This window comes from Arthrobacter sp. SLBN-112 (assembly GCF_030944625.1).
Classification (GTDB): Bacteria; Actinomycetota; Actinomycetes; order Actinomycetales; family Micrococcaceae; genus Arthrobacter.
Genome location: NZ_JAUSXY010000001.1, coordinates 1,647,242 through 1,660,567 on the forward strand (window position 1 = coordinate 1,647,242; position 13,326 = coordinate 1,660,567).

12 protein-coding genes and 1 pseudogene are annotated in these 13,326 nt (G+C 67.5%); 10 read left to right on the plus strand and 3 right to left on the minus strand.

The genetic code is table 11. The features are described from left to right. Positions 1–122 precede the first annotated feature (122 nt). Entirely contained in the window at positions 123–221 is a 99-nt protein-coding gene (locus QF050_RS07700) for a 30S ribosomal protein bS22 (RefSeq protein ID WP_003792170.1), read from the plus strand. Positions 222–340: 119 nt separating this feature from the next. Here the strand turns inward: QF050_RS07700 and QF050_RS07705 are convergent, their stop codons facing one another. Next, on the minus strand, positions 341–1,159 hold the full coding sequence (locus QF050_RS07705; RefSeq protein ID WP_308929907.1) for an HAD-IB family hydrolase: 819 nt from the start codon (positions 1,157–1,159) through the stop codon (positions 341–343). Positions 1,160–1,237: 78 nt separating this feature from the next. Between QF050_RS07705 and QF050_RS07710 the strand changes: the two genes are divergently transcribed. Continuing rightward, positions 1,238–1,492, plus strand: coding sequence for a glutaredoxin family protein (locus QF050_RS07710; protein WP_308929908.1), 255 nt, complete (start codon positions 1,238–1,240; stop codon positions 1,490–1,492). 10 nt (positions 1,493–1,502) lie between these two features. After that, positions 1,503–2,207 carry a redox-sensing transcriptional repressor Rex gene (locus tag QF050_RS07715; protein ID WP_308929909.1) on the plus strand — a complete coding sequence of 235 codons (705 nt, stop codon included), beginning with the start codon at positions 1,503–1,505 and terminating at the stop codon, positions 2,205–2,207. 76 nt (positions 2,208–2,283) lie between these two features. Here the strand turns inward: QF050_RS07715 and QF050_RS07720 are convergent, their stop codons facing one another. Further along, complete coding sequence (locus tag QF050_RS07720; protein WP_308929910.1) at positions 2,284–3,114, minus strand: hypothetical protein; 831 nt, start codon at positions 3,112–3,114, stop codon at positions 2,284–2,286. 203 nt (positions 3,115–3,317) lie between these two features. After that, entirely contained in the window at positions 3,318–3,866 is a 549-nt protein-coding gene (locus QF050_RS07725; protein WP_308929911.1) for a YceI family protein, read from the minus strand. 202 nt (positions 3,867–4,068) lie between these two features. On the opposite strand from QF050_RS07725, the gene QF050_RS07730 reads away from it, so the two are divergent. From QF050_RS07730 to QF050_RS07760, 7 genes and pseudogenes are all read left to right on the plus strand, one after another. Beyond that, on the plus strand, positions 4,069–4,749 hold the full coding sequence (locus QF050_RS07730; protein ID WP_308929912.1) for a histidine phosphatase family protein: 681 nt from the start codon (positions 4,069–4,071) through the stop codon (positions 4,747–4,749). Between the two features lie 35 nt (positions 4,750–4,784). Next, a pseudogene (locus QF050_RS07735) lies at positions 4,785–5,364 on the plus strand (TlpA family protein disulfide reductase). 16 nt (positions 5,365–5,380) lie between these two features. Next, positions 5,381–6,136 (plus strand): cytochrome c biogenesis CcdA family protein, encoded by a 756-nt coding sequence (locus tag QF050_RS07740; protein ID WP_285245318.1) that lies wholly within the window; start codon positions 5,381–5,383, stop codon positions 6,134–6,136. Next, positions 6,136–7,908, plus strand: a complete 1,773-nt coding sequence (locus QF050_RS07745; RefSeq protein WP_308929913.1) for a cytochrome c biogenesis protein ResB — start codon at positions 6,136–6,138, stop codon at positions 7,906–7,908. Before QF050_RS07740 ends, QF050_RS07745 begins: the two co-directional genes overlap by 1 nt. Continuing rightward, positions 7,908–8,996 carry a c-type cytochrome biogenesis protein CcsB gene (ccsB, locus tag QF050_RS07750; protein WP_308929914.1) on the plus strand — a complete coding sequence of 363 codons (1,089 nt, stop codon included), beginning with the start codon at positions 7,908–7,910 and terminating at the stop codon, positions 8,994–8,996. The genes QF050_RS07745 and ccsB overlap by 1 nt, the downstream gene beginning before the upstream one ends. A 127-nt stretch (positions 8,997–9,123) precedes the next feature. After that, positions 9,124–11,217 (plus strand): Hsp70 family protein, encoded by a 2,094-nt coding sequence (locus QF050_RS07755; RefSeq protein WP_308929915.1) that lies wholly within the window; start codon positions 9,124–9,126, stop codon positions 11,215–11,217. Between the two features lies 1 nt (position 11,218). Next, complete coding sequence (locus QF050_RS07760; RefSeq protein WP_308929916.1) at positions 11,219–13,318, plus strand: LuxR C-terminal-related transcriptional regulator; 2,100 nt, start codon at positions 11,219–11,221, stop codon at positions 13,316–13,318. Positions 13,319–13,326 lie beyond the last annotated feature (8 nt).

Below are 13,326 nucleotides of genomic sequence, written 5' to 3' on the forward strand. Positions count from 1 at the left end.
GCGGTACCCTGTTAAGGAACGTTTTACGTCATTGTAAGAATCTGTCAGTTGTTCAGTTCGTAGCTCTGTCCACGGACCATTTCCATCAGACAGGTACTGCATCTAGTTTGTAAGGAACTTTCGTGGGTTCAGTTATTAAGAAGCGTCGCAAGCGTATGGCCAAGAAGAAGCACCGCAAGCTGCTTCGCAAGACTCGTCACCAGCGCCGCAACAAGAAGTAGCAATACTTCGAACAGCGTGGAGAACGCCCGTCGCCTGCAAAGGCGGCGGGCGTTTTTTCGTGCGCTTGGAGTGTACGGTGCTGGGAACCTGCAGCGGGAGAGCCTGGAGGCGCGGGAAGCTAGAGGCGCGGGCCGCGGATCCGGGCGAAGCCCTTCCACAGGCCGTAGACGGCACCGCCGAGGGTTGCCAGTTTGAGGCCGAAGGTGGCGGCGCGGCGCCCTGCGCGGAAATCGTAGACCGGCCAGTTGCGGTCGCGGGCGTGCCTGCGGAGCTTGGCATCGGGGTTGATGGCCACCGGGTGGCCCACCAGTGACAGCAGCGGGACGTCGTTATAGGAGTCGCTGTACGCCCAGCAGCGCTTGAGGTCCAGGTCCTCCTCGTCGGCGATGGCCTGGACCGCCACGGCTTTGGCCGAGCCGTGCAGGATGTCGCCCACCAGCCGCCCGGTGTACATGCCGTCCGAGACCTCCCCGACTGTCCCCAGGGCGCCGGTCAGACCCAAGCGGGTGGAGATTACCGTGGCAACTTCGATGGGCGTTGCCGTGACCAGCCAGACCCGGCGGCCCACGCGGAGGTGCTGCTCGGCCAGGGCCTTGGCGCCCGGCCAGATCCGGGAGGCGATCATTTCGTCATAGACTTCTTCGCCGAGCGCCTTGATGTCCTCGACGGTGATCCCGGCAGCGAGCGTCAGGGCCGAATCACGGACTGCATGGACGTCGTCGATGTTTTCGCCGCGCGTCACGAACTTGAACTGCTTCCACGCGAACCCGGCAGCCTGGGCCAGGGTGAACGCCCCGCGCTGATGCATTTTCCGGGCCACATGGAAGAGGCTTGCGCCGCGCATCAGGGTGTTGTCCACGTCGAAAAACGCCGCTTCGCCGGGCTGCGGCGCAGGGACGGGCCGCGTGACTACGGCGACGTATTTCTCCTCGGGCATGGACTCGAGTCTAGTCAATCGGCCGGCCCGCCGCCGTCGGCGTCGCCCGCACGCCGCGAACGGCGATACCGTTAAGCCATGGCTACCCCCCGCGTCGTCCTGGTCACCAAAGCTGACTGCCACCTCTGCGAGGCGGCGCGCGACGCCGTCGGCCGGGTCACTGCCTCGTTGGGACTGACGTGGACGGAAGAGTCGGTGGACCACCAGCCCGAACTTCGCGAACGCTATGCCGAGGAAATTCCGGTGGTGCTGGTGGACGGGGTGCAGCGCGACTTTTGGAAGATTGATGAAACCCGGCTGGGACGCGTTCTGCAGCGCGCCATGGCCCGGTAAGGGGAGGCCAATGACGTCCTTGGAATCAGCGTCCCAGCCTGTCCCGGATCTCCCGGGCACCACGGGAACGCCCGCCAAGCAGATCCCGCCCGCGGCGGTGGCCCGGCTGACGCTGTATCTCCGTGCCCTGAACACCTTGCTGGCCGAAGGCGTGGAGCGGGTCTCGTCCGAATCCTTGGCTGAGGCCTCCGGCGTCAGTTCCTCAACGCTGCGCAAGGACCTGTCCCATGTCGGGTCATACGGCACCAGGGGAGTGGGCTACGAGGTGCAGTACCTCAGCCGCCATATAGCCGCGGCCCTTGGCCTGACGCACGACTGGAAAGTGGCGATCGTCGGTGCCGGAAACCTGGGCAAGGCCCTGGCCCGGTATGGCGGCTTCGAATCCCGCGGGTTCGACGTCGTCGCGATCTTCGACGCCGACCAAATGGTGGTGGGCAACGAGGTTGGCTGGCTGCGGGTCAGTGACGTGGCAGACCTTGAAACCGTCCTGCACCGCACCGGAGCCAACATGGTGGTGCTGGCGCTTCCGGCGGCGGTGGCCCAAGGAATCTGCGACCGCGTGGTGGCCGCAGGCGTGCACAGTGTGCTGAGCTTCGCGCCCGTCATGCTGCAGGTTCCGGAAGGCGTCAACCTCCGCAAGGTGGACATGGCCACCGAACTCCAGATCCTGGCCTACCACGCCCAGCGGGCCCAGGCGCCCGGACAGAGCGCGTAGGGAATCACCAGGTTAAAGAAAACGGCCCGGGATGCGGTGGAGCATCCCGGGCCGCCTGCTTTGGTGCGGCTGGCCGTTACCGGCCGTAGGGGTTTCCGAAGCCGCCGGCATACGGGTTGCCGAACTGCTGCTTCCGGAAGTACGGGGCAGCCGCCGGAAGGTAGAGCAGGACGATGGCCGCGATCCCCAGGACTGTCCCGACGGTTGCGAACGAGGGAACCCCGAACAGGCCCAGCACCGACAGGGCCGCCAGCACCGTACCCAGGATGCGGGCCCAGTTCTTGCCCTTGCGGACGAAGAAGGCCACAAGCAGGTAGAGCCCGGCGCCGATGATGGCGAAGACCACCAGGGTTCCGGCGATGACGCCCTTGATGTCGTCGTACGTGATGCCGGCGTTGCTGGCCTTTACCTGCTGGTCAAAGGCCTGGCGGAACGCGGGATCATCCAGCTGGGTGAGTCCGGTGAGCAGGGAGATGACGAAGATCAGGGCGGCCGCGATCAGCATCCAGAAGGAGATGTTGACCAGTTGCGGGATTCCGGCGCCTGCGGCAGGCTGCGGCTGCTCCGACGGGTACTGGCCATAGGGGGACTGGCCGTATGGCGGCTGGCCGTAGGGCTGCTGCTGTCCGTAGCCGGGGGCCGCCGGGGCATTCTGCCCATATTGGGGTGCGTTCTGGCCGTACTGCGGAGCGTTCTGGCCATACTGCGGTGGGGCCGGCGGCTGCGAACCGTACTGGGGTGCGTTCTGGCCGTACTGCGGTGCGTTCTGCCCGTACTGGGGTGCGTTTTGGCCGTAGCGGGGCTGCTGGCCGCCGGGCTGCTCGGCTGCCGGCTGGCCGTTGCCGGGCTGGCCGTTTCCGGATTGGGGATCGTGGGGCACGGGAGGCGGGACGGGAGGAGTACTCATGGGCGTTCCTTCTGCAGGTCGGGATCCAGGCGGGCTGCCGGGAATCGGTCCTGTGCCGCCCCCAACATGGCTTAAGTCCACCGTACCCCCGGCGGCCCGCCTTGTGCGGGATTCGGAGGGCTGTTCACAGCGCCGGAGGCGTTAAATACGGCACCCCGGCACCAGGCGGGAAATGCCTGCTGCCGGGGTGGGCCGGAGCGGAATCAGGCCGCGGGAGCGATGAAGGCGAGCTCCAGGTTGATTGCAACCTTGTCGCTGACCAACACGCCGCCGGTCTCCAGGACGGCGTTCCAGGTCAGGCCGAAGTCCTTGCGGCTGATGGTGGTCCCGGCGGAGACGCCGGCGCGGGTGTTGCCGAACGGATCAACGGCCACGCCGTTGAACTCGGTCTCCAGCGTCACCGGGCGGGTGACGCCCTTGATGGTGAGGTCGCCGGTGAGCTCGTAGCTGTTGCCCTTGGCCACCAGGCCGTTGGAGACGAAGGAAATCTCCGGGAACTTCTCCACGTCAAAGAAGTCCTCGCCCTTGACGTGGCCGTCGCGGTTGGCGTCGCCGGAGTCAAAGCTGGCGGTCTTGATGGTGGCGTTGATCTTCGAATCGGCCACATCCTCGACGAGGTCAAGCGTTGCGGCGGCTTCGGTGAACTGGCCGCGGACCTTGCTGATGCCGGCGTGACGGACGGTGAATCCGATCTCGCTGTGGGAGTTGTCCAGGGTCCAGGTGCCGGTGGTGACGTCTGCGGGAAGTGCCATGATGATGCTCCTTGTTCTTAATGCCTGTTGTGGTCCTGCGGTTGAACCTTCATCGGTTGAAGCCTCAACTAACTTGCTGCATCCAGTATAAACATGCGTTTGCATGTTTTGTTCCCGCGTTCGGAACATTTCTTCAGAAACTTAAGTTCTACTGTTCGTAGAAGATTTCGGATCGCACGCCATCTTTGAGAAACTGGTAAACATGCCCCAAGCCACTGTCCATCTGCTCCGCCACGGCGAGGTCCATAATCCCGACGGCGTTCTGTACGGACGGCTCCCCGAATTCCACCTCTCCGAACTGGGGCAGGAGATGGCCCGCACCCTCGCCGAGCACTTCCGGCAGCGTGCGGAGCGGGGCGCCCGGATCACGTACCTGGCCGCCTCGCCACTTGAGCGTGCACAGGAAACCGCGCGGCCGACGTCGGAGGCCCTGCACCTGCAGATCCACACCGAACCGCGGATCATCGAAGCGGAAAACTACTTCGAGGGCATGAAAGTCACGAAAGCAGAGCTGCGCCGGCCCAAGCACTGGCCCCGGCTGGTCAATCCGCTCCGCCCGTCCTGGGGCGAGCCTTACAAGCAGCAGGCCGCCCGCATCGCGGCAGCAGCGCAGGACGCCCGGCTCCGGGCGATTGAACTGGCTGCCGGCGACTTTGGCGCCGAGGGGCCCGAGGCCATCCTCGTCAGCCACCAGCTGCCCATCTGGGCTGCGCGGCTCAGTGCCGAAGGCCGGCCCCTGTGGCACGACCCCCGCAAGCGCGAGTGCACGCTGACATCCGTCACCTCACTGGTGTTCGCCGACGACGGCTCGCTGGTGCGGGTCGAGTACAGCGAACCCGCCGCGTCCCTTCTTCCCGGTGCCGCCAGCACCCCTGGAGCCTAGCAGTGACCAACGAATTCCTTCCCTCGCGCCGCAGCATGCTCGCCGCCGGCGGATTGGCGCTGAGCGCACTGACCCTTGGCCTGTCCGGCTGCGCCCAGGAAGACACCCTGGCCAAGCAGGCAAAGGCCGGGGACAACAAGAACTACGTGGCAGGCGACGGTTCGGTGACCGAGTTCGCCGCGGGCGACCGCAAGGAAGCCGTCCAGATCCAAGGTGCGCTCTTCAGCGGCGCCAAGGTGACCCCTGCCGATTTCCAGGGCAAAGTCAGCATCCTGAACTTCTGGTTCGCCGGCTGCGCCCCGTGCCGGGTGGAGGCGCCCGTCCTGGAAGAACTCCACCAGGAGTTCAAGGACCAGGGCGTGCAGTTCTTCGGCGTTAACCTCCGGGATGAGAAGCCCACGGCGGAGGCGTTCGAGAAGACCTTCAACCTCACCTACCCCAGCTTCGACGACAAGGACGGCGGCGTCCTGCTGTCCGTGTCCGGCCTGGTTCCGCCCGGGGCAGTCCCCACCACCCTGGTCCTGGACAAGCAGGGGCCGGGTGGCTTCCCGGGTCCTCGGCGAGATCGAAAAGGGCACCTTGAAGGCCCTCATCACCGCCGCCGTGGCGGAGTAGGGGCAGGCCAGGCACCGTGAACAGTCCCTTCGCCGAAGCCATCCTCAGCGGCTCGCTCCTCCTGGCCATCCCGGTGGCGCTGCTCGCCGGCCTGGTGTCCTTCCTCTCGCCCTGCGTGCTGCCCCTTGTTCCGGGCTACCTCGGGTACGTCACGGGCCTGAGCGGCGTTGACCTGCAGAAGCAAAAGCGCGGCCGGATGCTGGCAGGCATCGGGTTGTTCGTCCTGGGATTCTCCGTGATCTTCGTCCTGCTGGGCGGCGCCTTCGGGCAGCTGGGCACCCTGATCAGCGGCAGCCGGAACGCCTGGATCACCCAGCTCCTGGGGATCCTGGTGATCATCATGGGCATTGTGTTCATGGGCGGCTTCAGCTGGCTCCAGCGGGACGCGAAGATCCATGCCAAACCGCCCGCTGGTCTCTGGGGCGCACCGTTGCTGGGCCTCACCTTTGGGCTGGGCTGGGCGCCGTGCATCGGGCCCACCTACTCCGCCGTGCAGCTGCTCAGCCTCTCCGGCGGGTCCTCCGCCGCCAAGGGCGCCTTCCTGGCGTTCGTCTACAGCCTGGGACTGGGCATCCCGTTCCTGCTGATCGCGCTGGCGGTGCGCCGCGGGATGGGCGTGATGGCGTTTTTCCGCAAACACCGCCTTGCCATCCAGCGGACCGGGGGCGGCATCCTGGTGGTGCTGGGCCTGCTTATGGCCACCGGCGTCTGGGGGGCCTGGGTGACCGGGCTGCAGTACTGGTTCCAAACCGACGTGAAGTTGCCGATCTGATGAGCGAGCGTGTGAACGTAAAGAAGAAGCAATCCGCCCCAGTCGCAGAGGCCAAGGCAGAGGCCGCCCTTCCGGCCCTGGGCCCCAAGGGCATGCTGCGGTGGGCCTGGACCCAGCTGACCAGCATGCGGACAGCATTGTTCCTGCTGCTGCTCCTCGCCGTTGCAGCCGTCCCGGGCTCCTTGTTCCCGCAGCGGCCGGCCAACCCCGCCGTGGTGACCCAGTACATCAAGGACCACCCGGACTACGGCAAGCTGCTGGACTCCCTGCAGCTCTACGACGTCTACTCCTCGGCCTGGTTCTCCGCGATCTACCTGCTGCTGTTCATCTCGCTGATCGGCTGCGTGGTGCCCCGCGCCATCGCCCACTACAAAGCCATGCGCTCCCAGCCGCCGCGTACCCCGCAGCGCCTGTCCCGGCTCCCCGAATACGGCACCCTGGTGGTTCCCGCCGACGCCGGGATCCCGGCGTCGGAGGCCATCAACAGTGCCGCCGGGCTGCTGCGCAAGCGCGGCTACCGGGTGGAGGTCAGGGACGCCGACGGCGCACTGCCGTCCCTGGGTGCCGAGCGCGGCTTCCTGAAGGAAGTGGGCAACCTGGTCTTCCACACCTCGCTGATCGGCGTGCTGGTGTCGGTGGCTGCCGGCGGCCTGTTCGGGTACAGCGGCCAGCGCATCCTGGTGGAAGGCGATACGTTCGTGAACACCCTGGTGGGCTACGACCAGTTCAATCCGGGCACCAACTTCCAGTCCAGCCAGCTCCAGCCGTACTCGCTGCAGCTGGACAAGTTCAACATCACCTTTGACCGCGAATCGAAGGGCAAGTTCGGCCAGCCCATCGACTTCGCCGCCACTGTGACCACCAAGGAAAACCCGGACGCCCCGCCCAAGCAGGAAATCCTGAAGGTCAACGATCCCGTTAGCCTGGGCGGCACCAGCATCTACCTCACCGGCAACGGCTACGCCCCGGTGGTGACCGTCCGGGACGGCGCAGGCAACGTGGCCATGCAAGGCCCGGTGGTGGCCAAACTGCAGGGGGACAACTACTACTCTTCCGTGGTGATCAAGGTCCCCGACGCGAAACCGGACCAGCTGGGGTTCGTGGGCTTCTTCCTCCCCACCGCGTTCGTCAACGACAAGAATGTCTCGTTCAGCGCCGATCCCGAGCTGTTCAACCCGCAGCTGACCCTGAACTCCTACTACGGTGACCTGGGCTTGAACAGCGGCGCGCCACAGAACGTCTTCGAACTCGACGTCAGGAACCTGACCCCCCTCAATGCGCGGAACCTGGCCGCAGGCGGCATCTCCCTTGCGCCCGGCTCTACGTACACCCTCCCGGACGGCAAGGGCACTATCAGCTTTGACGGCGTGAAGCGCTACATCGGCGTGGACATCCACCACAACCCGGGCCAGGTCTATGCCCTGGTGTTTGCGCTCCTTGCGGTGGCCGGCCTGATTATCTCGCTCTACGTGAACCGCCGCCGCGTTTGGGTGCGCACCGGCACGGCGGCAGACGGCCGCACCATGGTGGAGTACGGGCTCCTGGCCCGCGGCGAGGACCACCGTCTCGCCGGCGAGGCCGCAGCCCTCCGGAAACTCTTCTCCGCGGAGTGGCAACTGCCCGACGATGCTGCCACCGAAGAAGCGGCATCCGGCGACGTCGACCCCGAAACCACCGACGGGTCCCAGCAAACTCCCAGCCGGACAAGCGATAATGTCGCAGGCTCCGTCAGCACCCCAGCAGGCCCCACCGGGCCCGAAAAGGACCAGTAATGCCATTTGGAATCAACGAAACCATGGGCCAGTACAGCGAACTCTTCATGCTGCTGGCGGCGGGTACCTACACGGTGGCCTTCATCGCCTTCGCCTGGGACCTGGCCAAGAGCAGCAAGGCGCTGCGCGCAGTGGACCTCAAGGCCGCCCAGGCGGGCGCCGCCGTCAAGGTTCCCGTAGCCGCCGGTGTGGGCGCCGGCTCCGCCGAGGCCCGACTGGACGGGCCCGCGGGCCGGGCGGAACGGCCGTCGTCGTCAACTGCCAAGGCCAACGCGGCAGGTTCCGGCGGCGTTGTCACGGCCGACGGCGACATGAAGTACGCCGCCGAGCGCCGGGTACCGGCTCGGGTCGCCGTGGCCCTGACCACCCTTGCCGTCCTCATCCACGGTGCCGGCGTGGTCACCAGGGCCCTGGGCGCCGGGCGGGTGCCTTGGGGCAACATGTACGAATTCCTGACAACCGGCGCGTTCCTGGTGGCGGCCGTGTTCCTGGTCTCGCTGATCCGCCGCGACCTCCGCTTCCTGGGCACCTTCGTGGTGGGCCTGGTCATCATCATGCTGGTGGCGGCGTCGGTGGCTTTCTGGACCCCCGTCGGCCACCTGGTTCCTGCCCTGCAGAGCTACTGGCTGCTCATCCACGTCTCGATCGCAGTACTTTCCTCTTCCTTGTTCACACTGACTTTCGCGATGTCCGCCCTGCAACTGGTGCAGTCCCACCGGCAGAAAACTGTTGCCGCTGGCGGAACGGACAAGCTCGGCTTCATGCGCCTGGTGCCCTCGGCGCTGAGCCTGGAAAACCTGTCCTACCGCATTAACGCCATCGCCTTCATCGGCTGGACGTTCACCCTCATGTTCGGTGCGATCTGGGCCGAAAAGGCCTGGGGCCGGTTCTGGGGATGGGACACCAAAGAAGTGTGGACATTCGTTATCTGGGTCGTCTACGCCGGCTACCTGCACGCCCGTGCCACCCGCGGCTGGACCGGAACACGGGCAGCGTGGCTTTCGATCGTCGGCTACGTGTGCGTGGTCTTCAACTTCACCATCGTGAACCAGTTCTTCAACGGGCTCCACTCCTACTCCGGGCTCTGAGCCGGCCGCCAACAAATACCCATTCGATGTAGCAACAGGGCTGTTCCGCGGTCCTTCGGAAATGCTACTTTGGTCAGGTTCCCTGTGATGAAGTTTGCAGGCGGATCACCAGCTTTCCGAGGTACCCATGAGCTATGCTCTCGCCGTCGACGTCGGAACCAGTTACACAGCGGCCGCTGTTGTCCGTTTCGACGAAGGTGCTTCGCCCCTCCCGGAGTGCCTGCCACTGGGGCTCCGGGGAACGTCCGTGCCCTCCGTGGTGTACTACCCGGAAGAGGGGCCGGTCCTGGTGGGGGAAGCCGCAGAACGCCGCGGCCTGGACTCACCCCACCGCGTCATCCGGGAATTCAAGCGGCGCGTTGGCGACGACGTTCCCTTCGCCCTGGGCACCCTGACGGTCCGGCCCGAGGATGTGTTCGCCACCATGGCCCGGTGGGTGGCAAACCGGGCGGCCGAACGCGAGGGCGCGCTCCCGTCGGCCATCTTCCTGACCCACCCGGCATCCTGGGGGATCCACCGGCTGTCCGCCATCCGCTCCGCCCTGGCCGCCCAGGGCCTGGACGACGTGACGCTCCTTCCCGAACCCGAGGCCGCGGCCCTGCACTACGCATCCCAGGTGCGGGTGGAGGAAGGAAGCACCGTCGCCGTGTACGACCTCGGCGGCGGCACCTTCGACACTGCCGTGCTGAAGAAGTCCGGCGGCAGCCGCTTTGAACTCCTGGGACGCCCCGACGGCATCGAGGACCTGGGCGGCGCCGACTTTGACGCCGCCGTGTTCCGCTACGTCGCAGAGCACACCGGCAATGCCCTGACGGACCCCGACCTCACCGACCCCGCGGTGATGGGCGCGCTGACCCGGCTTAGGCGTGAATGCGTCGAGGCCAAGGAAGCGCTCTCTGCGGACAGCGAAGCCACCATCCCGGTGCTCCTGCCCGGCGTCCAGCAGCAGGTCCGGCTGGTGCGGGCGGAGTTCGAGGCCCTGATCGAAGAACCCGTGCGGGACACGGTGGATGCCTTGGAACAGTCGCTGTCCCGGCTCCGCCTTGAACCGGCAGACCTGTCCGCGGTCCTGCTGATCGGCGGCTCGTCCCGGATCCCACTGGTGGCACAATTGGTGTCCGAACAACTGGACCGGCCCATCGCGGTGGACGCCGACCCGAAATCCTCCATCTGCCTCGGCGCCGCCGTAGCGGCCGTCCTCGCGCATACGGCTGCCGCCATGGCCCTGGCCACCGCGTCCGGGCCTGTTGCCGCGGCAGCCGGGGTGCCGGCCGCCGTCGTACCTGTTCCTGCCGCACCGGGCGTTCCGGACGTTCCGGGCGCCCCGGTCATGCCCAGCTGGTCGCGCAAATACACCACGACGGCGGGGGCCGGGGCAGTGACGGGGCCGCTCGGCGGAGCGCGGGGTGCGAGAAGGGGCGCGCACGCCCCGAGACCGACGGTCCGTGTCACGGCGGTGGCCGCCGCTGCCGCCATCCTGACGATCCTCACGGCCACGGCCGCGCAAAGCCCGGATGGCTTAGGGAACCTGACTGCGATGTTCGTCCCGCAAGCGGGGGCCGACACCGGCGGCTCCGGTCCCGCAGGCTCCTCCGGGCCGGCAAGGACGGAAGGGCCAGCCGCCGGGGGAGCCGCCGTTGCCGCGAACCCGCAGCCGCTGGCCGGCATCGAGGCCAGCGCCAGGAACCCGATTTCGCCGCGGGTCGGCCTGGACATTTCCGCCTCGCCCACCAGCAAACAGCAGGACCTGGGCGGTGCGGCAACCGCGGGCACCGGCGCCGCCGATGTTGCCGCCGCCGGCGGTGCGCCGGCAGGAACGGGAACGTCCGGCACCGGTGTGGTGCCCGATTCAGTGACCGTGGCGCCCGCGCCGCCGGCGGAAACTGCGCCGCCAAGCACTACAGGCACGGGAACCACCACGCCGGCGGAGACCGCAACTCCGTCGGAGACCGCATCGCCCAGTACCACCACCGAGCCCACGCCTGTTTCGGGTTCCACGAGCCCCACCGATCCGGCGACCTCTGCGTCCCCCACGCCAACGCCGCTCTCCACCACCGGGGCTTCGGATCCAGCCACTGATCCCGTCGCGTCCCCGACTTCCGTTGACCTGACGCCCGTACCCGCCACCGCCCCTTCCCCTACGCCAGAGGAAACCAACCCCACGCCCACGCCTGCGGACGCTGCCGTGGCAACGGCCCCGACGACGTCGCCGGCGGCCTGAGATGGACGGGCACCTGCAACGTGTGGAGCTGCCCGCATCCCTGCATGCTGCGCTGGACCACCCGGAGCACCTGCCCCACGCCGCGGAATTGATGACGAAACAGCTGAGGGGAGCCAATGCGGCAGTACGCGAACTGCTCCTGGCGCTCTCGGTGGGCTTCGCGTTGCCCGGTCCGCTGCCGGCAGACCTCCGCCACAAGGTCGGCAGGGGCGCGGTGGAAGACCTTGACGCCCTGGTGGACCGCGCGGAGGCTGCGGGACTGCTGATGCCGGACGGAACCGTGGCGGGGCCGGCCCGGCATGCCCTGCTGACCGTCACCCCGACCGCCAAGATCCACGCCCTCCAGCGGGAACTCGTGGCAGTCTTCGCGTCCGCAGGACAACCGCTCGGAAACCTTGCCCGTGAACTGGCACGGGGCGGCCTTGCAGACCCGCGCGTAGCCAGGGAACTGGAGCAGGCCGCCGACACCGCGCTGCAGCATGACCCCAGGCTCGCCTCGCAGCTGTACGAGGAGGCACTCCTGGCCGGTGCAGACCCCCTGGCCACGGCGGCCCGGCGCGCGCAGGCCGCAGCCGGTGACGGGGAACTCGACGCAGCCGCACGGATCATCGATACCCTCCTGGTCAGCACCGACCCTCCGGACGTGCGCCGTGGCATGGACGTGGCCGCCTCCGTCTGGGCGCAGCGGGGAATGCTGGCCCGCGCCGCGGACGTCTACAACTGGCTGGGCACTGAACGCGTGGAGGCATCCGCGCCGCTGGCCGCCGTCGCCCTCCTTGGGGCAGGAGACCTCAAAGGCGCGCAGGCTTTCTTCCCGCCGGAGGCTCCGCAGGGCTCCCCAACACTCCTCGCGTCCGCCCTGCTGCAGACCGGCCAGGGAATCCTCGCCTCCCTGGGAGAGAATCCGCAACAGGGAATCGCCGTGCTGATCCATGCCTCGGACCTGCTGAACTCGGCGGGCGCAGCGCTTCCGCTGCCGGAAACACCCGGCGCACTGGCCGCCCTGCTGGCCCTGCACAGCGGGGAGCCGCACCTGGCCGAAACCGTTTGCCGGGCGGCGGTGGCAGCGGGCCAAGGGGGCAGCGCCGCCCAGCCCAGGCTCCTGTTGCTCCAGGCCTGGGCTGCGATGATGCAGGACAAACCCGAGGACGCACGGCTGGCTGCCACGGAGGCCGCCAAAATCAACCATTGGCCGCTTGTCCCGCGCGACGAATTCCTCAGTGCTGCGCTTGATGTGGGGCTGGCCCGCAGGAACGGTGAGGTTCCGGAGCTCCTCCGGGCATGGGACCGGGCCCGCGAGGCCATGCTGCACACGTCGGTGGACCTCTACAGCCTCCTGCCCTGGGGCGAACTCCTGATTGCTGCCTCCCGGCTGCGTGAGAGGCGCCGCGTGGCGCATTATGTGGACGAAGCGTGGAAGCTGCTTGGCCGCCTGGGGGAACCTTCATTGTGGGCAGTTCCACTGCATTGGGCCGCGGTCCAGGCCGCCCTGCTGAACGAGAGCCCTGCCGATCTTGCCCCGCATGCGACGGCGCTGGCGAAGGCCGCCACCCACAGCCACCTCGCCGCAATCCTTGCCGCCGCGGGCAAGGCCTGGGTATCGGTGCTGGCCGGGAGGTTCCGTCCCGCCGAAGTGGAGGGTGCGGCCCGGCTGCTGGGTGCCGTAGGGATGCCGTGGGAGGGGGCACGGCTCGCCGGACACGCGGCCGCGCGGGCAGATGACCGCAGGGACATGATGCGCTTGCTCTCCTGTGCCCGGGACCTTCACCCGCAGGGCGGACCGGCCGGCGGGGCAACCGGTACGCCGGAGGTACCGGCAGGAACCGGTGCCGAGCATGGCGGAAAGGCCCAGCCGGACGCCTCGGGGTTGAGCGAGCGGGAGAAAGAAGTGGCCAGGCTGGTGCTGGAGGGCAAGACCTACCGGGAAATAGGGGAGTCCATCTACATTTCGCCCCGGACGGCGGAGCACCATATCGCCCGGATCCGGCGGCGCCTGGGCGCCGAAAACCGCTCCGACCTGCTGGCACGCCTGCGCCTTGCCCTCGGCACCGACAATTCCCCACCGGCAAACCCCCAGCGCCTGCACCCGCGGCAGGAGTGAAACCCCTA